The following is a 22,480-nucleotide window of genomic DNA, read 5'->3' as shown; positions in this document are numbered from 1 at the left end:
TCAATGGCAGGGAGAAGTCGGGGAGCTCGCGGTGACAAGGCATGTCCTGGCCGCGCTCGTGTGCGCGGTGGCGGTGCTCGGCATGGGCACACCCCTGCTCGTGGCGACCGCGGACGACACCGACGGCCCGCTCACGGTGCGGGTCGTCCGGGGTGAGACCGGGGTCGGCGGCATCCTCGTCGTGGCCACCGACCCGAGTGGCGCCAGCGTCAGCGGCGTCACCGGGCCGGACGGCGCGGCGCAGCTCACGACCGCGACGTTGTCCGGCGGGAAGTACCGCGTGGACGCCTCGATCCCGGCGTCCATGCCGGACGTCAAGCCGGCGGCCGAGGACCAGAGCCGCGCCAGCCTGACCGAGTTCGTCGACGTCGGCGGCGGCAAGGCCGTCACGCTCACGATGGGCGTCGGCGGCATGGACGGCCCGGTGCAGCTCGGCGACCGGACGTGGTTCGACACCGACGGCGACGGCGTGCAGGACGGCGACGAGCCGCCGCTGCCTGGGGTGCGGGTCCAGCTGCTGGGCTGCGACGGCGGCGGGGCGCCGCTGGCGGAGGAGACGACCGACGGCGCCGGGCGCTACCTGTTCGGCCCGGCCGAGGGCCTGCAACCCAACAGCTGCTACACCCTGCGGTTCGACTTCAGCGGGGTGAACACCGGTCCGCTGCCCGGATCCCCGCCAGTCGAGGGTCTGAAGTGGACCGTCCCGCACGCGGGCGACCAGTCGCTCGATTCCGATGTGGACCCCGAGAACGGCTCGGTGCGCGTCGCGATCGGGCCGCCCGGCTCCGTCGACCACACCGTGGACGCGGGCGTGGTCGGCGGCCTAAACCGGGTCGGCGACCTGGTGTGGGCCGACATCAACCGCAACGGGCTGCAGGACCCGGGCGAGCCCGGCATCGCCGACGTCGGGGTGCGGCTGCAGAAGGCCGACGGCACCCCGGTCGCCGGGACCAGCACCGGACCGCACGGCCAGTACCAGTTCTCGCACCTGCCCGACGGCAGCTACCAGCTCTGCTTCGACACCGCGAAGCTCCCGCCCCAGTACGGCGACTACCAGCTCACCAGGCAGCGCGCGGGCACGCCGGGCCAGGACTCGGCGCCCGACCCGGCCACCGGCTGCACCGCGCCGACCGAGCTGACGCCCGGCCGCACCCAGGACTTCACGATGGACGCCGGCCTCGCGCCGCCGGTCAACCGAATCGCCGCGCTGGTCTGGCAGGACGTCGACGGCGACGGTCGGCCGGGCGCGCTGGAACCGGGGATCGCCGGGGTGCCGGTGAAGCTGCGCGGCGCGGACGGCACCCAGTTCGCCATGACCACCACCGGCCAGGACGGGAAGTACTCCTTCGACGACCTGCCGTCCGGCTCGTTCGCGGTGTGCTTCGACCTGGCCAACCTGCCGCAGGCCGCGGCCGACTTCACACCGGTGGAGGGAAGCGAGGTCTCCGGCGCCGACCCGGCGACCGGCTGCACCCCGCAGGTGACCCTCGGCCTTGGCAAGCGCGAGGACACCGCGCTGAACATGGGGCTGTCCGCGCCTGCCAACCGGATCGGCGACCGGGTGTGGGCGGACACGAACCGCAACGGCATCGCCGATGCCACCGAGTCCGGCCCGAGCGGCGTGCCGGTCAAGCTGCTCCGCGCCGGCGGCGGCGAGGAGGCGTCGACGACCACCGGCGCCGACGGCCGGTTCCAGTTCACCGGGATCCCCGACGGCGCCTACCAGGTGTGCGTCGACCGCGCCGCGCTGCCCGCGCCGGTCGCCGGGTACCAGTTCACCAAGCCGCGCGCCGGCGAGTCCACAAAGGATTCCGATGTGGACCTGGCGAGCGGGTGCGCCCCGCCGGTCGCCCTCGGGGTCGGCCACCGTGACGAAAGCACCATCGGCATCGGGTTGTCGCCCGCGCGCAACCGGCTCGGCGACCTGCTGTGGGTGGATCGCAACGGCAACGGCACGCAGGACGCGGGCGAGCCCGGCGCGGCGGGCGTCCCGGTGACGCTGGCCGACGCCGGCGGGCGCCCGGTGGCGGCCACCCGCACCGCCGCGGACGGCTCCTACCTGCTCGACGACCTGCCCGACGGCTCGTACCGGGTGTGCTTTGACCTCACCGGCCTCGCCGAGGAGTTCCGCGGCTTCCGGATCGCAGGCACCGGCGGCGACCCGGGCTGCGCCGGGCCGGTGACCGTCGGCCCGAAGCCGCGGGAGGACCTGTCCGTCCGGATCGGCCTGGTCAGTGCCAGTCCGGCGGGCGTGCCGGCCGCGCAGGAGGCCCCGAGCGGCGGCGGGTTCCCCGTCGGGTGGGTGCTGTTCGGGGTCGTGGCAGTGATCGGCGCCGTCGTCGGGGTGCGCTGGTGGAAGGCCGCCGAGCCGGGAGCGTGAACCGGTAGTTTGGGCGTTATGAGAATTCTGCGGGTGCTCGGAGTCGTCGGGATGGCGGTCGTGCTGGCCGGTTGTGCGGAGGCCGCGGAGACGGCGGACCGGGTGAGCGCGTGCTCGCAGGCCCTCGGGCTGGCGAACCTCAACCCGTACGCCTCGGCGCAGGAGGTGTCCGCCCAGGCGCAGCAGAAGGCCGAGGAGTTGCGCGACCTCGGCAACCAGGTGGCCGACCAGACGCTGCAGCAGAACCTGTTCGCGATCGCCGACTCCTACGTCGCGCTGGAGCAGCGCAAGTCGCAGGGCCTGTCCGACGTGAACGACTGGGTCCAGACGAACACCGCCAACCTGGAGCGGCTGCGTCAGGCCTGCACGTGAGGCGGCGGCAGGCCGGCTGTCCCCGGGACTCCTAGGATCGGCGGGGCTCTGCCTGTTCCGCGGCACGCGGGGGATCGTGGAGCCGGAACAAGCCGAGAAGGGATTTCCATGACAGCGAACACACTGGCCGGCGGCACGTTCACCCTCGCAGACGGGCTCACCGTCGGGCGCCTGGGTTACGGCGCGATGCAGCTGGCCGGGCCGGGCGTGTTCGGGCCGCCCGCCGACCGGGACGCCGCGGTCGCGGTCCTGCGCGAAGCCGTCGAGCTGGGTGTCAACCACATCGACACCGCCGACTTCTACGGTCCGCACGTGACGAACCAGATCATCCGCGAGGCGCTGCACCCCTATGACGGGATCGTGGTGGTGACCAAGGTCGGCGCGGTGCGCGACGACCAGGGCGCCTGGGTGCACCAGCGCTCGCCGGAGCAGCTGCGCGCCCAGGTACACGACAACCTGCGCAACCTCGGCGTGGACGCGCTCGACGTGGTGAACCTGCGCGTCGGCGGCGGGGACGACGGCCACTCCGCGGTGCCCGGGTCGATCGCCGAGCCGTTCGCCGCGCTGGTCGAGATGCAGCAGGAGGGGCTGATCAAGCACCTCGGCATCAGCACCGTGAACGCCGAGCAGGTCGCCGAGGCGCAGTCCATCGCGCCGGTCGTGTGCGTGCAGAACGCCTACAACGTGGCCCACCGCGAGGACGACAAGCTGGTCGAGTCGCTGGCCGCGCAGGGCATCGCGTACGTGCCGTACTTCCCGCTCGGCGGGTTCTCGCCGCTGCAGTCGGAGGTGCTGAACTCGGTGGCCGCTCGCCTCGGCGCGACCCCGATGGCCGTCGCGCTGGCCTGGCTGCTGCAGCGGTCGCCGAACATCCTGCTGATCCCGGGCACGTCGTCGCTCGCCCACCTGCGGGAGAACGTGGCCGCCGCGTCCTTGGACCTCCCGGCGGACGCGATCAGCGAACTCGACGCGATCGCCTAACGCACCACGAGGTGGAGACCACGGCCCGCCGTCTCCCTGTCGACGACCGTGGTCTCGTTCCAGCCGCGGGGCCGCCCCTCGACCAGCAGGGCGCGGACCCGCGGCAGGCGGCGCAGGTGGCGGCAGAACGACGCCGTCCGCAGCACCCGGCCGCGCGCGCGTTGCCCGGCCAGCGCCTCCTCCGGGGTGCAGTCCACCCACAGCAGGTGCCGCCGCCGACCGGTGAGCAGCCCGGTCAGCATCAGCCACGCCCTGGTCGCCGCGCCGGTGGCCGGGTCGTGCACGACGACCGGGCCGGGCGTGCGGACCGCGGCGAGCACCACCCGCAGCCGGTGCAGGACGTGCACCGCAGGGCGGTAGCGGCGGTACGGCGTTCCGGGCGGCAGCGCGGCGGCCAGCCGGTCGCGCATCTGGTCGGAGTCGAGCACCTCGACCGGGCGGCTGGCCTGCGTGCTGCGCAGCAGTGTGCTCTTGCCCGAACCGGGCAGCCCGGCGATGACCAGCAGCGCCCGCGGTTCGATCGTCATCTGCAGGGTGGCGCCGGCTGTGCTGTCCATACCGGGCCAACGCGTGATCACGCCACCCGCGTTCCGCACTTATAGGTCAAACCGGTCATTCACAGCGGCGCCACAGCCGGTACCCGGGCCGAACGGCGGCGCAGGCCGAACGCGACCGCGGCGAAGGCGAGCCCGGACAGGCCCGCCGCCGCGAAGCCCCAGCCGGGGCCGGTGTGGTCGATCACGAACCCCACCACGGGGCTGCCCGCGGCCATGCCGAGCCGGGTGGCGGCGTCGAGCAGGCCCATCGCCTCACCGCGCACCCGTGGCGGTGCGAGGCCGGTGACCTCCTCGGCGGTCGACGCGAGCGTCGGCGCGCAGGCCAGGTTCGTCGGCACCAGGGCCAGCGCGAGCAGCCACCAGGGCAGTCCGGCGGCCAGCCCGACCGGGATCACGAGTACGGTCAGCAGCACCATCAGCCGCGCCTGCGAGAGCGACTTCCGCACCGCGCCGTGGACGATCCCGCCGACCGCCGAGGCGACGCACATCACGGCGATCACCACGCCGGTCCAGCCCACCTCGCCGGTGGCGCGCAGCGCGGCGAGCGTCGCCAGTTCCGTGCCCATCAGGCAGAACAGCGCCCCCGATGCGACCAGCAGGGCGCCGACCAGCCGCGGGGTGAGCCACTCCCGCATCGGCGGCCGCTCGGCGGTGACCGCCTCGGCCTCGTGCCGGATCGGCGGGTTGAACCAGCACAGCGCGAGGGTGCCGAGCGCGAAGCAGACGCCGATACCGCTCAGCGCGACGGTCGAGGACAGCTGCGTCGACACGGCGATGCCCGCGCTCGGGCCGACCATGAAGCTCGTCTCCAGCAGGATCGAGTCGAGCGAGTACGCCGAGCGCCGCGACTCAGGCGGCACCAGCGCGGTCAGCACCTGGCGGGCGATCGAGCTGGCCGGCAGCACGAGCGCGCCCGCCGGCAGCGCGGTCACGAGCAGCGCCGCGTACGGCAGGTGCGGGGTGGCCAGCCAGAACGCCGCGGAGGTCAGGCCGCACACCGAGGTGACCGCGCGCAGCCCGTAGCGGTCGATCATCCGGCCGACGACCGGCGCGCCGAGCGCGCTGCCCAGCATCGTCGCGGTCCCGACGAGACCCGCCTCGCCGTACCCGCGGCCGAGGTCGCTGACGACGTGCAGGGTCAGCGTGATCCCGGTGGCGGTCATCGGCAGGCGGGTGAAGAAGAACAGCAGCATCGCCGTGCGGACCCCGGGCAGGGCGAGCACCTGGCGATACGGCTGGAGGGACATGCTCCCACTCTGGCACGGCCGTGCAACTCCTTTTGCGCCGCTTGCCACTTCGGAGACGGACAGCACCGCTTCCCTGCCGAACTCGTCGCCTCACCCACTCGGGCAGTTTTCCGGATTCGTTCCAGTTTTTATCTTGACTCGTTCCAGATTAGGCGACATCGTGGTTGTCGATGACGCACCAGACCACCCCCGTTCGGGACCAGCTCAAGGCCGTCGGCCTGCGGATCACCGCTCCGCGGGCCGCCGTCCTCGAGTGGCTCGCCGGGCACCCGCACTCGACTGTCGACCAGGTCGCGGCCGGCGTGCGGGACGTGCTCGGATCGGTGTCCACCCAGACGGTCTACGACGTCCTGGGCGCCTGCGCGAACGTGGACCTGGTGCGGCGCGTCGAGCCGGCCGGGCACCCGGCCCGGTTCGAGACGCGTACCGGGGACAACCACCACCACCTCGTCTGCCGCGGCTGCGGCCGGGCCGAGGACGTCGACTGCGTCCACGGCGCGGCGCCCTGCCTCGAACCCTCGAACACCGCCGGGTTCGTCGTCGAGGAGGCGGAGGTCGTCTTCTGGGGCCTGTGCCCCGCCTGTTCCACCACCCACCACGAGAAGGAGGGCTCGGCGTGACGAAGCCGACCACCAACAACGTGGGCATCCCGGTGGCCAGCGACAACGATTCGCTGACCCTGGGCGCCAACGGCCCGATCCTGCTGCAGGACCACTACCTCATCGAGAAGAACGCGCACTTCAACCGCGAGCGCGTCCCGGAGCGCGTGGTGCACGCGAAGGGCGGCGGTGCGTTCGGGTTCCTCGAGGTCACCGAGGACGTCAGCCAGTTCACCAAGGCGGCCGTCTTCCAGCCGGGCACCCGCACCGAGAGCCTCATCCGCTTCTCGTCGGTGGCCGGCGAGAACGGCTCGCCCGACACCTGGCGCGACCCGCGCGGGTTCGCCGTGAAGCTCTACACCACGCAGGGCAACTACGACATCGTCGGCAACAACACGCCGGTCTTCTTCATCCGGGACCCGATCAAGTTCCCCGACTTCATCCACTCGCAGAAGCGCCGCGCCGACAACCACCTGCGGGACCACAACATCCAGTGGGACTTCTGGACCCTGCGCCCGGAGTCGGCCCACCAGGTCACCTGGCTGATGGGCGACCGCGGCATCCCGTCGAACTGGCGCGAGATGGACGGGTTCGGCTCGCACACCTACCTGTGGGAGAACGCGGGCGGCGAGAAGTTCTGGGTGAAGTACCACTTCAAGACCGACCAGGGCATCGGCTACCTGACGCAGGCCGACGCGGACCGCATCGCGGGTGAGGACGCCGACTACTACATCCGCGACCTCTGGACCGCGATCGAGCGGGGTGACCACCCGAGCTGGACCCTCTACGTCCAGGTCATGCCGTACGAGGAAGCGGCGGACTACCGCTTCAACCCGTTCGACCTGACGAAGGTGTGGCCGCACGGCGACTACCCGCTGATCAAGGTCGGCCGCTACGTGCTCGACCGCAACCCGTCGAACTACTTCGCGGAGATCGAGCAGGCCGCGTTCTCGCCGGCCAACATGGTCCCGGGCATCGGGCCGTCGCCGGACAAGATGCTGCAGGGTCGCCTGTTCGCCTACCCGGACGCGCACCGCTACCGGATCGGCGCGAACTTCGCCCAGCTGCCGGTGAACGCGCCGAAGTCGCCGGTGAACAGCTACTCGCGGGACGGCGCGATGCGTTACCAGAACCCGGGCGACCCGGTGTACGCGCCGAACTCGTTCGGCGGCCCGCACGCCGACGCGGCCTACGCCGGCGAGACGGTGTCGTCCTACGGCGTGGTTGACGAGGTCATCCGCTCCGCCTACCGCCTGCACGCCGAGGACGACGACTTCGGCCAGGCAGGGACGCTGGTGCGCAAGGTGATGGACGCCGCGCAGCGGGAGCGCCTCGCGAGCAATATCATCGGCCACGCCAAGAAGGGCGTGTCCGAGCCGGTGCTCGAGCGCGTGTTCGAGTACTGGCGCAACGTCGACAAGACCCTCGGCGACAAGGTCGCCGAAGCGTTCGGCAAGTGACCTCCCACCACGGAGCAGCGGCCCGGTGAGTCCTTTGTGGCTCACCGGGCCGCTTTCGTATCGGGGCCCCCTGCACAGACGGGTGGTGAACACTCCCGGAATGGGTGGCGCGGCGATTCACCGGCGACGAGGTTGGTACTTCACGCCCGGGTCAGGTCACCCACACAGGAGGTAGGGAATGAGAGGCAAGTTCCGCCCGGGTCGTTGCCGCGGTGGTGGCAGGCAGCGTTCTGGCGTTGACCGGAGCCGCTGTCGCCGCGGCCGACGGGAAGGGCACCTCCAGCACCCAGGCCGCCGGTGAGCAGCTGCCGCGGCTGCGCACCCAGCTGGTCGACTCGGCCTGCTAGGCCGACGTCCCCGGCACGCAGCGGGCGCTCGGCCAGATGAGCCCGCTGCTCGGCGACCTCGCCGCGGGTGAGAAGTACACCGTCCAGTCGGACACGAGGGACACCGCCGCGTCCGCGAACAACGACGCCGAGACCGCCAGCCGGATCATCGCCGACCCGTCCCAGGCGAGCACAGTCGAGCAGACGCCGTCGGCCTCGCCGCTGCAGAACCCGCCGCCGCCCCTGGACATCGTGGCGGACCTGCTGAAGACGCTGATCCAGAAGCTCATGGAACTGCTGAACGCGCTGACGGGCGCCTCCCCGCCGGCGCTCACCGTTCCAGCCGCCTGAGAAAGCAAAAGCCGGGCTCCGGGGAGATCTGTCCACACCGGAGCCCGGCTTTTCGTTGCGCGGAACCCAAGGTAGTTGGGTGGTCATCCCGGAGCCTGCCCGTCCGGCGAGGACTCTTTTGATCTTTAAACCCGCGCTGTGGCGCAAAACTGCGCCTTAACGGCGCTGGAAAGGTCACCTTCCGACCACCCCCGCCCCCTCTCCCTGATTGTGTTTCAGTCGCCGACCAGAGATCGGGCTGTGGATCGGGGACGGGGGAGGTCTGGTTGGGGTAGTCGGCGTTCCTACGTTGCCGGCTTTCGTTTGGCCCCGGTGCCGTGTTTTGCATCTGGTTGAGTGAGTTTGGGGTTCTTGCGGGTGAACTGCACACGCTGCGCGACCCCGGTCGTCAAGGTCTTGATCAATCGGGCGAAGGTATTGTTCATCAGATGCGGGTCTCAAGTCCGGAACCGATTCGGCCCGTGAGCGTTGGAAACCGCCGTCTTCGGGTGTCGAGTGGTGGGAGATCAACACGGCGGGTACGCATTTCCTGACAGGTCCACCGAGGCCAGGAGGTAGGGAGATGTTAGGCAAGTTCGCCCGGATCATCGCCGTGGCGGTGGCCGGCAGCGTGCTGGCGGTGTCCGGCGCAGGCGTGGCCGCGGCCGGGGGCAAGGGGACGTCCAGCACGCAGGCCGCCGCGGAACAGGTCCTCCAGCTGCGTGACCAGCTCGCCAGGGCGGCCTACGCCGGAGACGTGCCGGCCACCCAGCGTTCGCTCGGCCAGATAAGCCCAGTGCTCGGCGACGTCGCCGCGGGCCAGAAGTACACCATCCAGTCCGACGCGCAACAGGTCGCCGCGACCGGCAACGACTACGCCACCCAGGCGAGCCGCGTCCTGGCCGATCCCTCGAAGGCGGGTGAGGTCCGCCAGCTGCCGCCGGTGCCGGACATCCCGGACCTGCCGCCGCCGCTGGACATCGTCAGCAACCTGCTCAAGAACCTGCTGAAGACAGTGACGAGCCTGCTCGCGTCGCTGCTCGGCTCGGCTCCGCCGCTTCCGGTTCCGGTGCCGGTTCCGGTGGCCTGACAAGCAATCCGGCAGGGGGGACCGGGATCCGATGTGGACGTCCACATCGGATCCCGGTCTTTTTTACGCCCGCAGGCCGACGCGCAGTGCGCCGGCCGCCTCCGAGGTCGCCTCCCGGAACCGCCTGCCGACCCCGAGGAAGTTGACGTAACCGTGGATCAGGTCGCGCTGGCGGCTCAACGTGACCGGCACCCCCGCTTCCCGCAGCTTGGCCGCGTACTCCTCGCCCTCGTCGCGCAGCGGGTCGAACCCCGCGGTGGCGACGTAGGCAGGCGGCAGCCCGGTGAAGTCCTCGGTGAGCAGCGGCGACAGGCGCGGATCGGTGCGGTCCACACCGGCCGGTGCGTAGTGGTCGATGAACCACGTCATGTCGGCGTCGGTGAGGAAGAAGCCGCTGCCGAAGATCTCCCGCGACCGGCGGCGAGTGCTCGCGTCAACGCCGGGGTAGAGCAGCAGCTGGAAAGCCGGTGCCGGGCCGCCCCGCGCGGTCGTCACCTGGGCGGTCACCGCCGCGAGGTTGCCGCCGGCGCTGTCCCCGCCCACCGCGATCCGGTCCGGGTCCACGCCCAGGTCCGCCGCCTTGGCGTGGGCGTAGCCGAACGCGGCGACGGCGTCCTCGGGGGCCGCCGGGAACGGGTGCTCGGGCGCGAGCCGGTACTCGACCGACAGCACCCGCACGCCCGCGTGCTTGGCGAAGTAACGCGCGGTGTTGTCGTGGCTCGCGCGGCTGCCGACCACCCAGCCACCGCCGTGGAAGAACACCAGCAGCGGCGACGGCGACGGCAACCCGTCCGGCACGTAGAGCGTCGCCGGGAGCGGGCCGTGCTCGGCCGGGATCACGATCTCCTGCGTGCGCACCGGCTCGATCGGCTTGCCGCTGACCAGGTGCCCCGAGTCGAGGATCCGCTGCCGGGCGACCTCTGGCGTGCCCGCGCTCATGCTGACCCGGTTCAGCTGCTGGAGGCGGAGCAGCAACTGGGCGTCCAGCGCCAGCTCCTGCCCGTCCAGCCGGATCGGGCGCCCGGCGATCAACCGGCGCAGGGGCTCCGGGAGCCCGAAGATCAGTTGGGCCGCGGCGGCTTCCACGCGGCTCTGCAGTGAGGTCGCCATGGTGACAGAGGTTACTCACTGGTAGGCAAACTGGGTAGGTGTGACGGCCGCCTCCGTCCCAGATGCTGGTCCTCCACTTAGGTGGAGGGGTTAGCCTCGAAAACGTGACTAGTGCGGCGGTCAACGTGGTCGGTATCGGCGGCTCCCTGCGTCCGGGCTCCCAGTCCGAGCGCGCCTTGCGCATCGCGCTGGACAGCGCGGCGGCGGCCGGGGCCGAGACGCTCGCCCTCACGGGTGACGACCTGGTGCTGCCGTTCTACGACTCGGCGATCACGGACCGGACCCCGCAGGCGGTCCGCCTGGTCGAGGCGATCCGCCAGGCCGACGGGCTGGTCATCGTCTCGCCCGGCTACCACGGCGCGCTGTCCGGGCTGATCAAGAACGCCCTGGACTACGTGGAGGACCTGCGGCCCGACGAGCGCCCCTACCTGGACGGCCGCGCGGTCGGGCTAGCCGCGGTCGCCTACGGCTGGCAGGCCGCGGTGACCACCCTCGACCAGCTGCGGACCATCACCCACGCGCTGCGCGGGTGGCCGACGCCACTCGGCGGGTCGATCAACTCCGCCGAGGTCAAGTTCGACGAGGTCGGCGGAGCTTCCGAGGACAAGGCCGTGCGGACGCTGCAGCTCATCGGGCGGCAGGTCGTGGACTTCGCCCGCCGCCGCTAGAGGATTCATCCTCCCGGCCACGGGGTATCCACCCGCTGACACCTGCCGTCTGCGGAGGGGAACACGTGGAACCGGTCTACACAGCGGTCGCGACCGCTCGCGGTGACGGTCGGAACGGGGAGGTCACCTCCTCCGACGGCGTCATCGACGAACGCCTGGCCGTGCCGAAGGAGATGGGCGGGCCGGGCGGCGAGATAACCAACCCGGAGCAGCTGTTCGCCGCCGGCTACGCCGCCTGCTTCCATAGCGCCCTGCAGCTCGTGGCGCGCAAGGCCGACGTCGGGGTGGACTCCTCCGCCGTCACCGCCGAGGTCGGCATCGGCCGCGACGGCGACGGCCTGGAACTGGCCGTCAAGCTCGTGGCCCACCTGCCCGGTCTGGAGCAGGACAAGGCGGGCGAACTTGCGGCGCAGGCCCACCAGGTGTGTCCTTATTCTCGCGCCACCAGGGGAAACATCCAGGTCGAGATCACCGCGACGACCTGACAAGAGTTGTCGACAAGGAGGATTTTTCGATGGCGAACGCACCCATCCAGAGCCCGCTCAGCCCCGCCGACAAAGAAATCACCGGTAACGCGCTGCAGGCCGCGCTGGTCGACCTGGTCGACCTGTCGCTGATCGCCAAGCAGGCGCACTGGAACGTCGTCGGGTCGAACTTCCGCAGCGTCCACCTGCAGCTCGACGAGCTGGTGAGCACCGCGCGGAACTACGTCGACGAGGTCGCGGAGCGGGCCAACGCGATCGGCATCTCGCCGAACGGCAAGGCCAAGACGGTCGTGGAGAGCTCCGGCCTGCCCGACTACCCGGACAACTGGCAGAGCGTCGAGTCCACGATCGAGAACATCGTGGCGATCCTCGCCGACCTGATCCAGCGCATGCGCAAGCGCATCGACGAGACGGACAAGAGCGACCTGGTCACCCAGGACCTGTTCATCGAGATCACGCACGAACTGGAGAAGGCCCACTGGATGTGGCAGGCGCAGACCGCCTGACCCGAATTCACGATACGGGCCCCGGAATGCGCTCCGGGGCCCGTTTTGCGGGCTAGATTCGGCTCATGGTGCTGCACGCGGGTGAACGGGGAGCCGACGACCGGCCGGGCGGGAGCAACCCGCTGCACGCGGTGACGAGTCCGGCGCTGGCGGCGACCTACACGCCGCCCCGCAGCCGTCTGAACGACGAGACCCTGCCCGCCGACACCGCGCTCCAGGTGGTGCGGGACGAGCTGATGCTCGACGGGAACGCGCGGCTCAACCTGGCGACGTTCGTCACCACCTGGATGGAGCCGCAGGCGCGCGAGCTGATCGCCGACTGCGCCGACAAGAACATGATCGACAAGGACGAGTACCCGCAGACCGCGGAGCTCGAGCGGCGCTGCGTGAGCATCCTGGCCGACCTGTGGCACGCGCCGGACCCGGCGGCGGTCATGGGCTGCTCCACGACCGGCTCGTCCGAGGCGTGCATGCTTGCCGGGATGGCGCTCAAGCGGCGCTGGAGCAAGCTGGGCCGGACCGGCAGGCCGAACCTCGTGATGGGCGCGAACGTCCAGGTCTGCTGGGAGAAGTTCTGCGAGTACTGGGAGGTCGAGCCGCGGCTGGTGCCGATGGACGGCGACCGCTTCCACCTCACCGCGGAGGAGGCCGTCGCGCGCTGCGACGAGAACACGATCGGCGTGGTCGCGATCCTCGGCTCCACCTTCGACGGCAGCTACGAGCCGGTCGCGGGGATCGCCGCCGCGCTGGACCGGTTGCAGTCCGAGCGCGGCTGGGACATCCCGGTGCACGTCGACGGCGCGTCCGGGGCGATGATCGCGCCGTTCCTCGACGCCGACCTGGAGTGGGACTTCCGCCTGCGCAGGGTGGCCTCGATCAACACCTCGGGGCACAAGTACGGGCTGGTCTACCCGGGCGTCGGCTGGGTGCTGTGGCGGGACCGCGACGCGCTGCCGTCCGAGCTGGTGTTCAACGTGAACTACCTGGGTGGCGACATGCCCACGTTCGCGCTCAACTTCTCCCGTCCGGGCGCCCAGGTGGTGGCGCAGTACTACAACTTCGTCCGGCTGGGCCGTGAGGGGTTCCGGATCGTGCAGCAGGCCTGCCGCGACGTCGCGACCCGGCTGGCCGGGCGGATCGCCGAGCTCGGGCCGTTCGAGCTGCTCACTCGCGGCGACCAGCTGCCGGTGTTCGCGTTCACCACCCGTGACGACGTGACCGGCTTCGACGTGTTCGACGTGTCCCGGCGGCTCCGGGAACGCGGCTGGCTCGTGCCCGCCTACACGTTCCCGGAGAACCGCACCGACCTCGCCGTGCTGCGGATCGTGTGCCGCAACGGCTTCACGCACGACCTGGCCGACCTGCTGGTCGAGGACCTGAAGCGGGTCCTGCCCGAACTCGCCGAGCAGGACCGTCCCCAGCACAAGCCCGCGACCAGCACGGCCTTCCACCACTAGGCCAGGCCGACCGCCTTCATCGCGAAGTGCACCTCGGTCGCGGTCTGCTTGATCGTCTCGGCGATCACCAGCGAGCCGTGGCCGGCGTCGTAGCGGTAGAACTCGTACGGCAGGTCCCGCTTGGCCAGCCGCTCAAGGTAGTTCTCGATCTGCCGGATCGGGCAGCGCGGGTCGTTGTCGCCGGCCAGCACCAGCAGCGGCGCCTTCACCGCGTCCACGTAGGTGAGCGGCGAGCACTCCTGGTACACGGCGGGCACGTCCTCCGGCGACCCGCCGAACAGCGCCCGGTCGAACTGGCGCAGCTGCTCCATCTCGTCCTCGTAGGCGGCGACGTAGTCGGCCACCGGCACGCTCGCCACCCCGGCCGCCCACCGGTCCGGCTGGGTGCCCACGGCGAGCAGCGTCAGGTAACCGCCCCAGGAGGCGCCGGAGACGACCATCCGCGCCGGGTCGCTCAGGCCGCTGGAGACGGCCCAGTCGTACACCGCGGCGACGTCCTCCAGCTCGGTCAGGCCGGGGCGGCCCTCGATCGCGTCGCGCCAGGCCGAGCCGTACCCGGTCGAGCCGCGGTAGTTGACCTCGACCACGGCGAACCCGGCGTCCAGCCACACCGCGCGGTAGGCGGAGAAGCGGTCCTCGTCGGCCGCGTGCGGGCCGCCGTGCAGGGTGAATACCGTGGGCAGCGGCCCGTCCGGCGCGTTCAGCGGGCGGGCGACCAGCGCGTGGATGCGGCCGCCCGCACCCTCGACGAACGCGTCGGTGACCGGCGCCGAACCGGGCGCGGGGTCGCCGGGCGGGGTGAGCAGCACGGTGTCGGTGCCGTCGGTCGCGCGGGCCCGGATGATGGCCGGCTCGGCCGCGCTGGACCAGGAGTATTCGATCGTGCCGTCCGGGCGGACCCCGGCGCCGCCGATACGACCGGGAGGCGTGTCCACAGCGGACAGTTCGCCGGTCGTCAGGTCGTAGCGGTACAGGCTGCTGCGGGCTTCGTGGAAGTGCACGACGAGCAGCGCGTCGGCCTTCGGGTACCAGGTGGCGACGACCTCGCCGGGCAGGCCGAGGTCCAGCTCGCGCTCGGTGTCCGCGGCGACGTCCCAGATCAGCAGCTCCTCGCGGCCGCGGCGCTCGTGCAGGACGAGCAGCCGCTGGTCGCCGGCGACGGGCGAGAACTCCAGCGGCGTGAGGCCCTTGCCCTCGCCGTCCCACTTGTCGGCGACGGCGTCGAAGCCCGTGGTGTCCAGGACGCGGACGGCAGGGTGGCGCGAGTCGCCGTGCTCGGCGTGCGAGATCGCGAGCAGCGTCTCGTCGCGGGACAGCGCGGCGATGCCGGCGTCCTGTTCGCTGGAGTAGAAGCGCGTGGTCTGCCCGTCGCGGGTGGCGAAGAGTTCGCTGCCGTCGTCGGTGGAGACGCCGCTGGCGATGACGCGGTGGCCGATCTCCAGCCCGGCCGGGTAGCCGGCGTGCACGTCGGGCAGGGCAGGCTCGGCGGGGCCGCCGTCGAACGGCTGGCGCATCCAGGTGCCGAACTCGTCGCCGTCGGTGTCGTTGAACCACCAGATGGCGCTGCCGTCGGGCGCGGTGGTGGCGTGCAGGGTGCCGTTGGGGCGGTCGGTGACCTGGCGGTGCTCGCCGGTGGCGCGGTCCCAGGAGTAGACCTCCCAGACGCCGCTGGCGTTGGAGACGTAGATGTTGCGGTCCGGCGCGTCGAGGGACCAGTCCGGCACCGACACGCGCGGGGCGTGGAACCGCGCGCGCCAGCGGGCCTCGGCCTCGGGGTCGTCGAAGAGGCGGTCGGGGATGTTCGCGGGCGGGTGCTGGGTAGTCACCCCTCGATCCTGCCAGCTCCTGCCCGTACCGTGTGCGTGTGCTGGAGGGATACGCGCCCGGGTTCGAGCAGGACGCGCTGTCGGTCATGGCGTCACGCACCGCAGCCGACCGTGCCGAATACGTGTTGCGACTGCTTCGGCCGGGCATGCGGGTGCTCGACGTGGGGTGCGGACCCGGCACGATCACCGCGGGCTTCGCGACGATCGCCGGACGGGGCAACGTGCTCGGCGTGGACCGCGAGCCGGGCCAGTTCCCGGAATCGTCCAAAGTGGAGTTCGCGGCCGGGGACGTGTACGCGTTGCCGGTGGCGGACGAGAGCGTGGACCTGGTGTTCGCGCACGCGTTGTTCGAGCACCTGGCCCGTCCGGTGGACGCGCTGGCGGAGATCCGCCGGGTCCTGCGCCCCGGCGGCACCGTCGCGCTGTCCACTTCGGACTGGTCGCGCGCCCGCCTGCGCCCCGGCACCGCGAACGTGGCCGCGGCCTTACGAGGCCACTACCTGTTGCTCCGCCGCGCGGGCGGCGACCCGTTCGCCGGCAAGCACATCGCGTCATGGGTGGCGGCGGCCGGCTTTCGCGACATCCGCACGCACGGCCGTTTCCGCTCGGACATGAGCTACCGCCAGCTGGCGCGCTACGTGGAGGCCCGCCTGGACGCCGCCCTGAGCGCCTCCCCACTGGAACGGGACCAACTAGCCTCGGCCGCACGCTCAGCCTGGGCCTGGTCGCACGCCGGTGACGGCGAATTCGCCCAGTACTGGGTCGAGCTGGTGGCGATCAAGTAGCCGCTACGCGGGTTCTTGCAGGGCGCCGGCTTCGCTCCGCTACGCCCGGCACCCCCACCCGCCCCGATCTCGAAGAAGGCTGGGGACCGGTCCCGGAGGGGGTGTGGTTGGTGGAGTGGGCACAGCCACGCACACGGCCGCCGGTTCTCGACGGGATTAAAGGCTGGCTGCGCCGACCCGGCGGGTTCCGGCGCGGATGTCGCTCCGCGACACGCGCCACACGCGGCACCCGATCTTCCCGCGCTTCGCCGCGGGGGGTCCAGGGGGCTTGCCCCCTGGCGGGGGTCTGGGGGTTCGACCCCCAGAGAACACAAAAGAAGATCCCCCGTCCGCCTTATTTCGGCGGACAGGGGATCTCCGGATCTTCCGTCGGGGTGGCGGGATTTGAACCCACGACCTCCTCGACCCGAACGAGGCACGCTACCAAGCTGCGCCACACCCCGATGTACTGCTTAGCGGGTCGTAGAAGAGTTTAGCGGATGGCGCGGGGGGATTTGCGGGGGGTGGCCTTCGTTGTGTTCGGCGTGGTCCGGCCGCGTTCTACCAGGGTCAACAGCGTCGTTTCGGGTGGGCAGGCGAAGCGGGCCGGGGCGTAGGGGGAGGTGCCGAGTCCGGCGGAGACGTGGAGCCACATGTGGGCTCCCCAGCGGGACGCGCCCCTGGCGCGGCTGCGGTCCAGCTCACAGTTGGTGACGAGGGCGCCGATGCCGGGGATGCGGAGTTGGCCGCCGTGGGTGTGGCCGGCGAGGACGAGGTCGTAGCCGTCGGCGGCGAAGGGGTCCAGGATGCGTGGTTCGGGTGAGTGGGCGACGCCGAGGCGGAGGGTGGCGGGTTCGGCGGGGCCGGCGATCTCGCCGTAGCGGTCGCGGCGAAGGTGGGGGTCGTCGAGGCCGGCGGCGAACACCGTCTGCCCGGCGACGGTGAGGGTGTGCCGGACGTGGGTGAGGTCTTGCCAGCCGTGTTCGAGGAACGCGGCCCGCAGGTCGCGCCACGGGAGTTTCCGGCCGTGGATGCGCTTCTTCTTGCCGCGGGGCATGAGGTAGCGGGCGGGGTTCTTGGGTTTGGGCGCGTAGTAGTCGTTGCTGCCGAACACGAACAGGCCGGGGCGTTCGAGGAGTGGGCCGAGTGCGCGCAGCACGGCGGGCACGGCTTTGGGGTGGGCGAGGTTGTCGCCGGTGTTGACGACCAGGTCGGGTTCGAGCCGGTCGAGTGCGGCGACCCAGCGTTGTTTGGCCTGTTGCCCGGGGAGCATGTGCAGGTCGGAGATGTGCAGGACGCGCATCGGCTGGGCGCCGGGCGCCAGTACGGGCAGTTCGGCTGTGCGGAGCACGTAGTGCCGCCGCTCGATGCCGGAGGCGTACCCGAACGCGGCGGCCCCGAGAGCGACCGTCCCGGCGGCGAGGCGTTTGGCTGTCAGCTTCTGGCTGTCACGGACCGTGCTCACACAGCCCAGGATACGGGTCGGCGGGGCGCCCCGGGCACCGGCGAGTGCCCGGGGCGGTGCGTCAGCGGACCCGTTCGTAGCGCGGGTCGGACGGCGGTAGCGGCAGGATCGGGTCGTTGGGCCCGAGGATCTTGCTCACCGCGCCGAACCAGGTTCGCGCGGGGGTCTTACCACCGAACATGTTGCCTTCGCCGCAGGTGTAGACGTTGCCCGGGCCGCCGTCACAGAGACCCCCCGTACCGCCTTCGGGTCGAAAGATCATCGCGGCGCCCGCGAGCTGCGGGGTGCCGCCGATGAAGGCCGCGGAGCCGTTGCTCTGGGTGGTTCCGGTCTTGCCGATCATGGGCCGGTTCCAGCCGACCTGGGCGGCTGCCGCGGCCGCGGTGCCGCCGGGCAGGTCGTCCTTGCTCAGGCCCTGGGCCAGGCTGTTGGCCGCGGCCTCGTCCATGACCTGCTCGCACGGCTGCTCGCTGATCGGGATGGGCTTGCCGTCGCGGTCCTGCACCTGCGCGATCGGCGTCGGCGGGCACCACACGCCGCCGCTGAGGATGGTCGCCGCGACGTTGGCCATTTCCAGGTTGCTGGTCGCCGACACGCCGAGCGTGAACGAACCCTGCCCGGGCGATTTGTCCGTCGGCCCGAAGAACGCGGTCTGGGTTTTATTCTCGCCAGGCAGTTTCGACTCGGGTTTGACTTCGCCTCCACCGAGGTTCCGCAACATCGTCTCACGCAGGCCGAGCTTGCTCGCCATGTCGACGATCGGCCCCATGCCTGTGCGCTCCTCGAGGATGACGAACGCCGTGTTGGGCGAGGTCTGCAGCGCCTGCTGCAGCGTCATCGTCCGCGTGCCGCCCTCGTAGTCCGTGGCGTTCCCGAGACAATAAGCACGTGTGCCCTGAGCCACAATTGGGCAGCGCGGGTTCGTTGACCCGGTGAACACATTGGACACGTAGAAGTTCGGCACCTCGATGGTGTCGTAGATGCCCATCACGCGGTTCTGGATCGCCGCCGCCGAGGTGAAGATCTTGTAGCTCGACCCGGCGCCGCCGGTGTTGTAGACGCCCGACGGCAACGCGTACGTCGTCTGACCCGCGCTTGCGTCCGTGCCGTAGTCGCGGTTCGCGGCCAGCGCGACCACCTCGTGCCGGTTCTTCCCGGGCCGCACCAGGGACAGCACGTTCGCGACGTTCTTCTGGGTCTTGCTGACCTGGGTCTGCGCGGACATCTTCGCCTCGTGGTTGGCGCGCTGGTCCATCGTCGTGCGGATGGTGTAGCCGCCGCTGTAGAGGTCGTTCCTGTCCATGCCGTGCGACAGCAGGTAGTCCTCGACGTACTGGCAGAAGAACCCGTTCTCCGGCCCGGCGCCGACGCAGTTGGACGCGGGCTTGGACGGCCCGCCCGGCACGACGCCCAGTGGCTCGGTCTTCATCCGCTCGGCGTCCGCCTTGGACAACTTCAGGTTGTCCACCATGCGGTCCAGCACCAGGTTGCGGCGCTCGGTGGCGCGGTCCGGGTGGCTCCACGGGTCGTAGAACGGCGGGTTGTTGACCATGCCGGCGAGCAGCGCGGCCTGGGTGACCGACAGCTTGTCCGCGGTGGTGTTGAAGTAGGCCTGCGCGGCCGCCCCGACGCCGTAGATCTTGCGCGAGAACTCGACGACGTTGAGGTAGCTGGTGAGGAGCTGGTCCTTGCTCATCGTGTTCTCGAGCTGGATCGCGATCCGCGCTTCCTTCAGCTTGCGGGCGATCGACTGCTCCTGGGCCTTCTGCTGGCCCACCGGGTCGTCCCGGTAGATCACGTTGATGAGGTAGTTCTTCACGTACTGCTGGGTCAGCGTGGACGCGCCCTGGGTGTCGCCGCCTGCGCTGTTGCTCAGCGCGGCGCGCAGCGTGCCCTTCCAGTCCACGCCGTGGTGCTCGTAGAACCGCCGGTCCTCGGTGGAGACCAGGGCCCACTTCATGGCCTCGTTGATCTCGTCACTGGCCGTCGGAATGCGGTACTGGTCGTACAGCGTGGCGATTTGGTTGCCCGCCGAATCGGTGATCGTGGTGACCAGCGGCGGCGGCACGTTCGCGAGTTCGGCGGACATGCTGTCGACCGTTTCGCTCGCCCTGTTGGAGGCCACCCCCGCGGCGCCGACCACGGGGAACAGCACCCCGGCGACGAGGATTCCCGCGAGCAGGCACAGGCCGAGCAGCTTGAACAGACCATCCGTCTTGCGCACATCGCCAGAGTAGTGGGAACAGGTGTCACCCCGCCGGGCCGCGTCGCCGAATACCACGGCAACGCCGGGTTCGCGACGTATTCCGGTAACGAATTTCCATCGGGCTCTTGGCGGCGGGAACCGTCGGCCTCTACAGTCCGTCAACGTCTCACGTAGTGCGGAGCCGGGGAGGCTCCGGGTGAGCAGGCACATCACGAGGGGAGCTTGGGGGATGGAATCCACACCACAGAGCTGGCGCATCCGCGCCCTCTGCCGGGACGCGGATCCGGATGAGCTGTTCGTGCGGGGAGCGGACCAGAACCGGGCGAAACTGGTCTGCATGGGGTGCCCGGTGCGCACCGAATGCCTGGCCGAGGCGCTGGACAACCGCATCAGCTTCGGCATCTGGGGAGGGATGACCGAACGGGAACGCCGCGCCCTGCTGCGACGGCGCCCCGAGGTGGAGTCGTGGTCGGAGCTGCTGGATTCCGCGCGTAAGGACTTCGTCGAAGCGTCCTAGGACGCCAGTCGTTCGCCGATTTCCCGGAGTCCGCCGATGTCGTGGACGTCGCTGGGGAGTGCGGGCACCTCGACGAGGGGGACTCCGGGATGGGCGCGCGTGAAGCGCGCCAGCAGGCGCTTCTCGCGTTCCGCCAGCGCCACCCGGTCGGCGTGCAGCTGCAGCACCGCGGTGGCCAGCGGGGCGGTCGACTCCAGCTTCTCGGCGGCGGACAGCGCCGCCGTCGCCGAGAGGTCCGCCAGCACCGGGTGTGTCCGGTTCGCGACCAGCCCGGCCAGCGGCATGTTCTCGCCGCCCAGCCGCTCGACGAAGTAACTCGCCTCGCGCAGGGCGTCCGGCTCCGGCGCGGCCACCACCAGGAACGACGTGCCCTCCGACCGCAGCAGCTCGGCGGTCTTGCGGGCGCGTTCCCGGAACCCGCCGAACATGCTGTCGAAGGCCTGCATGAACGCCGACGCGTCGGCGAGCAGCTGCCCGCCGATGATCGTCGACACGGCCTTCGCGAAGATCGAGAACCCGGTGCTGACCACCTTCCGCAGACCCCAGCTGCCCGCTTTCGCCGGCCCGGTCAGCAGCCGGATCATGCGCCCGTCGAGCGCGCTGGACAGCCGGTTCGGCGCGTCCAGGAAGTCCAGCGCGGACCGGCTCGGCGGGGTGTCCACGACGATCAGGTCCCACTCGTCGGTGGCCGCGAGCTGGCCGAGCTTCTCCATCGCCATGTACTCCTGTGTGCCGGAGAACGACGTGGAAATGGTCTGGTAGAAGGGGTTCGCGAGCAGCGCCTCGGCGCGTTCCGGGCCGGCGTGGGTGCGCACCATGTCGTCGAAGGTGCGCCGCATGTCGAGCATCATCGCCCACAGCTCGCCCTTGGGCTCGAACCCGGCGACCGACACCTGCCGCGGGTGGTTGCCCAGCTCCCGCAGCCCGAGCGCCTGCGCCAGCCGCCGCGCCGGGTCGATCGTGAGCACCACCGTCTGGCGGCCGCGTTCGGCCGCGCGCAACGCCAGCGCCGCGGCGGTGGTGGTCTTGCCCACCCCGCCGGAACCGCAGCACACGACGATCCGCGTCGTCGGGTCGTCGATCAACGCGTCGACGTCGAGCCGCTCGGTCATCAGCGCACCCCTTGGTCGGTCAGCGACTCCGCGAGGTCGTACAGCGCGGCGAGGTCGATGCCGCCGGACTCCTCCGGCAGCTCCAGCGTCGGCAGGTCCGCCTCGGCGAGCTGCTCCCGCGCCCGCTGCTCGGCGGCGAGCCGGATCGCGTGCTCGACGGTCTCCGCGACCAGCGCGTCCATGGTGGCGTCCGGCAGTTCGAGCCCGGCCGAGGCCAGCCCGCTGCGCACCCGTGAGGCGTCCACCCGACCGTCCGCGGCCGGCGAGATCGACCGGGCGGGCAGCCGCGGCGGCCTTACCCGGTTGACCAGCACCGCGCCCGGCCGCAGGTCGGCGCCGTCCAGCTCGGCGACCGCCTCCACGGTCTCGCGCACCGGCATCTCCTCCAGGAGCGTCACCAGGTGCACGACCGTCTCCTCGGAGTGCAGCAGCCGCACGACGCCCTCGGCCTGGCCGCGGATCGGGCCCGCCTTCGCCAGGTCGGTCAGCGCCTTGGTGACGTCGAGGAACTTGACCACGCGGCCAGTCGGGGGCGCGTCGACCACGACCGCGTCGTAGACGTGCCTGCCGTCCGGGCCGGTCCGCCCGACGCACTCCTTGATCTTGCCGGTGAGCAGCACGTCCCGCAGGCCCGGCGCGAGCGTGGTGGCGAACTCGATCGCCCCCATCCGGCGCAGGGTCCGGCCCGCGAAGCCCAGGTTGTAGAACATCTCGAAGTACTCGAGCAGCGCCGCTTCCACGTCGATGTGCAGCGCCCGCAGCTCACCGCCACCGGGCACCGCCGCGATCCGCTGCTCGGCGTAGGGCAGCGGCTCGGTGTCGAAGAGCTGGGCGAACCCCTGCCTGCCCTCGACCTCGACCAGCAGCACCCGGCGTCCGTGGCTGGCCAGCGCGATCCCGAGTGCCGCGGCCATGGTCGTCTTGCCGGTGCCGCCCTTGCCGGTGACGAAGTGCAACCGGGCGCGGGCGAGCTCGTCGGTCCATCCGGCCAGGGGTGTGCTCACACGATCCAGCGTAAGCCA

At 71.1% G+C, this 22,480-nt stretch carries 21 protein-coding genes and 1 tRNA gene; 13 read left to right on the top strand and 9 right to left on the bottom strand.

What is annotated here, in order from left to right; all coding sequences use genetic code 11:
• Positions 1–31: 31 nt before the first annotated feature.
• The 3 genes from AMETH_RS33355 to AMETH_RS33345 all read left to right on the top strand — a co-directional run bounded on the left by AMETH_RS33355 (position 32) and on the right by AMETH_RS33345 (position 3,733).
• Entirely contained in the window at positions 32–2,380 is a 2,349-nt protein-coding gene (locus tag AMETH_RS33355) for an SdrD B-like domain-containing protein (protein WP_223843002.1), read from the top strand.
• Between the two features lie 18 nt (positions 2,381–2,398).
• Complete coding sequence (locus AMETH_RS33350) at positions 2,399–2,752, top strand: hypothetical protein (RefSeq protein WP_027933536.1); 354 nt, start codon at positions 2,399–2,401, stop codon at positions 2,750–2,752.
• A 108-nt stretch (positions 2,753–2,860) separates the two neighbouring features.
• Positions 2,861–3,733 carry an aldo/keto reductase family oxidoreductase gene (locus tag AMETH_RS33345; protein WP_017985529.1) on the top strand — a complete coding sequence of 291 codons (873 nt, stop codon included), beginning with the start codon at positions 2,861–2,863 and terminating at the stop codon, positions 3,731–3,733.
• Here the strand turns inward: AMETH_RS33345 and AMETH_RS33340 are convergent.
• Together AMETH_RS33340 and AMETH_RS33335 are read right to left on the bottom strand one after the other, a co-directional pair.
• Positions 3,730–4,290 (bottom strand): P-loop nucleotide/nucleoside kinase family protein, encoded by a 561-nt coding sequence (locus tag AMETH_RS33340; RefSeq protein WP_017985528.1) that lies wholly within the window; start codon positions 4,288–4,290, stop codon positions 3,730–3,732. The genes AMETH_RS33345 and AMETH_RS33340 overlap by 4 nt on opposite strands.
• A 59-nt stretch (positions 4,291–4,349) precedes the next feature.
• Positions 4,350–5,537, bottom strand: coding sequence for an MFS transporter (locus AMETH_RS33335; RefSeq protein WP_017985527.1), 1,188 nt, complete (start codon positions 5,535–5,537; stop codon positions 4,350–4,352).
• A gap of 170 nt (positions 5,538–5,707) precedes the next feature.
• On the opposite strand from AMETH_RS33335, the gene AMETH_RS33330 reads away from it, so the two are divergent.
• The 4 genes from AMETH_RS33330 to AMETH_RS33315 all read left to right on the top strand — a co-directional run bounded on the left by AMETH_RS33330 (position 5,708) and on the right by AMETH_RS33315 (position 9,342).
• On the top strand, positions 5,708–6,157 hold the full coding sequence (locus AMETH_RS33330; RefSeq protein ID WP_017985526.1) for a Fur family transcriptional regulator: 450 nt from the start codon (positions 5,708–5,710) through the stop codon (positions 6,155–6,157).
• On the top strand, positions 6,154–7,596 hold the full coding sequence (locus AMETH_RS33325) for a catalase (protein WP_017985525.1): 1,443 nt from the start codon (positions 6,154–6,156) through the stop codon (positions 7,594–7,596). The genes AMETH_RS33330 and AMETH_RS33325 overlap by 4 nt, the downstream gene beginning before the upstream one ends.
• A 383-nt stretch (positions 7,597–7,979) precedes the next feature.
• Positions 7,980–8,273 carry a hypothetical protein gene (locus AMETH_RS41130; protein WP_017985523.1) on the top strand — a complete coding sequence of 98 codons (294 nt, stop codon included), beginning with the start codon at positions 7,980–7,982 and terminating at the stop codon, positions 8,271–8,273.
• 562 nt (positions 8,274–8,835) lie between these two features.
• Entirely contained in the window at positions 8,836–9,342 is a 507-nt protein-coding gene (locus tag AMETH_RS33315; RefSeq protein WP_017985522.1) for a hypothetical protein, read from the top strand.
• 63 nt (positions 9,343–9,405) lie between these two features.
• Here AMETH_RS33315 and AMETH_RS33310 read toward each other — a convergent pair whose 3' ends face one another.
• Entirely contained in the window at positions 9,406–10,452 is a 1,047-nt protein-coding gene (locus AMETH_RS33310; RefSeq protein ID WP_017985521.1) for an alpha/beta hydrolase, read from the bottom strand.
• Between the two features lie 125 nt (positions 10,453–10,577).
• On the opposite strand from AMETH_RS33310, the gene AMETH_RS33305 reads away from it, so the two are divergent.
• From AMETH_RS33305 to gad, 4 genes are all read left to right on the top strand, one after another.
• Positions 10,578–11,120 carry an NADPH-dependent FMN reductase gene (locus tag AMETH_RS33305; RefSeq protein ID WP_017985520.1) on the top strand — a complete coding sequence of 181 codons (543 nt, stop codon included), beginning with the start codon at positions 10,578–10,580 and terminating at the stop codon, positions 11,118–11,120.
• A gap of 65 nt (positions 11,121–11,185) precedes the next feature.
• Positions 11,186–11,605, top strand: a complete 420-nt coding sequence (locus tag AMETH_RS33300; protein WP_017985519.1) for an organic hydroperoxide resistance protein — start codon at positions 11,186–11,188, stop codon at positions 11,603–11,605.
• A gap of 29 nt (positions 11,606–11,634) precedes the next feature.
• Positions 11,635–12,111, top strand: coding sequence for a Dps family protein (locus AMETH_RS33295; RefSeq protein WP_017985518.1), 477 nt, complete (start codon positions 11,635–11,637; stop codon positions 12,109–12,111).
• A gap of 65 nt (positions 12,112–12,176) precedes the next feature.
• The gene (gad, locus tag AMETH_RS33290; protein WP_017985517.1) at positions 12,177–13,568 is read left to right on the top strand and encodes a glutamate decarboxylase; all 1,392 of its coding nucleotides are present in this window, start codon (positions 12,177–12,179) and stop codon (positions 13,566–13,568) included.
• Here gad and AMETH_RS33285 read toward each other — a convergent pair.
• Positions 13,565–15,394, bottom strand: coding sequence for a S9 family peptidase (locus AMETH_RS33285; RefSeq protein WP_017985516.1), 1,830 nt, complete (start codon positions 15,392–15,394; stop codon positions 13,565–13,567). The two genes, gad and AMETH_RS33285, sit on opposite strands and share 4 nt — an antisense overlap.
• A gap of 38 nt (positions 15,395–15,432) precedes the next feature.
• On the opposite strand from AMETH_RS33285, the gene AMETH_RS33280 reads away from it, so the two are divergent.
• Positions 15,433–16,179 (top strand): class I SAM-dependent methyltransferase, encoded by a 747-nt coding sequence (locus tag AMETH_RS33280; protein ID WP_017985515.1) that lies wholly within the window; start codon positions 15,433–15,435, stop codon positions 16,177–16,179.
• A 369-nt stretch (positions 16,180–16,548) separates the two neighbouring features.
• Here the strand turns inward: AMETH_RS33280 and AMETH_RS33275 are convergent.
• The 3 genes from AMETH_RS33275 to AMETH_RS33265 all read right to left on the bottom strand — a co-directional run bounded on the left by AMETH_RS33275 (position 16,549) and on the right by AMETH_RS33265 (position 19,847).
• Positions 16,549–16,622: transfer RNA gene (locus AMETH_RS33275), tRNA-Pro, on the bottom strand.
• 29 nt (positions 16,623–16,651) lie between these two features.
• A complete protein-coding gene (locus AMETH_RS33270; protein WP_017985514.1) occupies positions 16,652–17,623 on the bottom strand; it encodes a metallophosphoesterase in 972 nt (323 codons plus the stop codon).
• A 61-nt stretch (positions 17,624–17,684) separates the two neighbouring features.
• Positions 17,685–19,847, bottom strand: coding sequence for a transglycosylase domain-containing protein (locus AMETH_RS33265; protein ID WP_017985513.1), 2,163 nt, complete (start codon positions 19,845–19,847; stop codon positions 17,685–17,687).
• A 211-nt stretch (positions 19,848–20,058) separates the two neighbouring features.
• On the opposite strand from AMETH_RS33265, the gene AMETH_RS33260 reads away from it, so the two are divergent.
• Positions 20,059–20,346: a WhiB family transcriptional regulator gene (locus tag AMETH_RS33260; RefSeq protein WP_017985512.1), complete on the top strand. Its 288-nt coding sequence runs from the start codon at positions 20,059–20,061 to the stop codon at positions 20,344–20,346.
• Here the strand turns inward: AMETH_RS33260 and bagB are convergent.
• Both bagB and bagA read right to left on the bottom strand, forming a co-directional pair.
• Positions 20,343–21,458: an ATPase BagB gene (bagB, locus tag AMETH_RS33255; RefSeq protein WP_017985511.1), complete on the bottom strand. Its 1,116-nt coding sequence runs from the start codon at positions 21,456–21,458 to the stop codon at positions 20,343–20,345. The genes AMETH_RS33260 and bagB overlap by 4 nt on opposite strands.
• Positions 21,458–22,462, bottom strand: a complete 1,005-nt coding sequence (gene bagA, locus AMETH_RS33250; protein WP_017985510.1) for an ATPase BagA — start codon at positions 22,460–22,462, stop codon at positions 21,458–21,460. The genes bagB and bagA overlap by 1 nt, the downstream gene beginning before the upstream one ends.
• Between the last annotated feature and the right edge of the window lie 18 nt (positions 22,463–22,480).

The organism is Amycolatopsis methanolica 239 (genome assembly GCF_000739085.1).
In the GTDB taxonomy this organism is placed as follows: domain Bacteria; phylum Actinomycetota; class Actinomycetes; order Mycobacteriales; family Pseudonocardiaceae; genus Amycolatopsis_E; species Amycolatopsis_E methanolica.
This window is presented reverse-complemented; position numbering and strand designations above follow the sequence as displayed.

Excerpts from the sequence above, each read along its gene's own strand:
- AMETH_RS33340 (WP_017985528.1), bottom strand. The coding sequence starts at position 4,290 with ATGGACAGCACAGCCGGCGCCACCCTGCAGATGACGATCGAACCGCGG.
- AMETH_RS41130 (WP_017985523.1), top strand. The coding sequence starts at position 7,980 with ATGAGCCCGCTGCTCGGCGACCTCGCCGCGGGTGAGAAGTACACCGTC.
- AMETH_RS33310 (WP_017985521.1), bottom strand. The coding sequence starts at position 10,452 with ATGGCGACCTCACTGCAGAGCCGCGTGGAAGCCGCCGCGGCCCAACTG.
- AMETH_RS33295 (WP_017985518.1), top strand. The coding sequence starts at position 11,635 with ATGGCGAACGCACCCATCCAGAGCCCGCTCAGCCCCGCCGACAAAGAA.
- AMETH_RS33315 (WP_017985522.1), top strand. The coding sequence starts at position 8,836 with ATGTTAGGCAAGTTCGCCCGGATCATCGCCGTGGCGGTGGCCGGCAGC.
- gad (WP_017985517.1), top strand. The coding sequence starts at position 12,177 with ATGGTGCTGCACGCGGGTGAACGGGGAGCCGACGACCGGCCGGGCGGG.
- AMETH_RS33330 (WP_017985526.1), top strand. The coding sequence starts at position 5,708 with ATGACGCACCAGACCACCCCCGTTCGGGACCAGCTCAAGGCCGTCGGC.
- bagB (WP_017985511.1), bottom strand. The coding sequence starts at position 21,458 with ATGACCGAGCGGCTCGACGTCGACGCGTTGATCGACGACCCGACGACG.
- AMETH_RS33335 (WP_017985527.1), bottom strand. The coding sequence starts at position 5,537 with ATGTCCCTCCAGCCGTATCGCCAGGTGCTCGCCCTGCCCGGGGTCCGC.
- AMETH_RS33345 (WP_017985529.1), top strand. The coding sequence starts at position 2,861 with ATGACAGCGAACACACTGGCCGGCGGCACGTTCACCCTCGCAGACGGG.
- AMETH_RS33260 (WP_017985512.1), top strand. The coding sequence starts at position 20,059 with ATGGAATCCACACCACAGAGCTGGCGCATCCGCGCCCTCTGCCGGGAC.
- AMETH_RS33350 (WP_027933536.1), top strand. The coding sequence starts at position 2,399 with ATGAGAATTCTGCGGGTGCTCGGAGTCGTCGGGATGGCGGTCGTGCTG.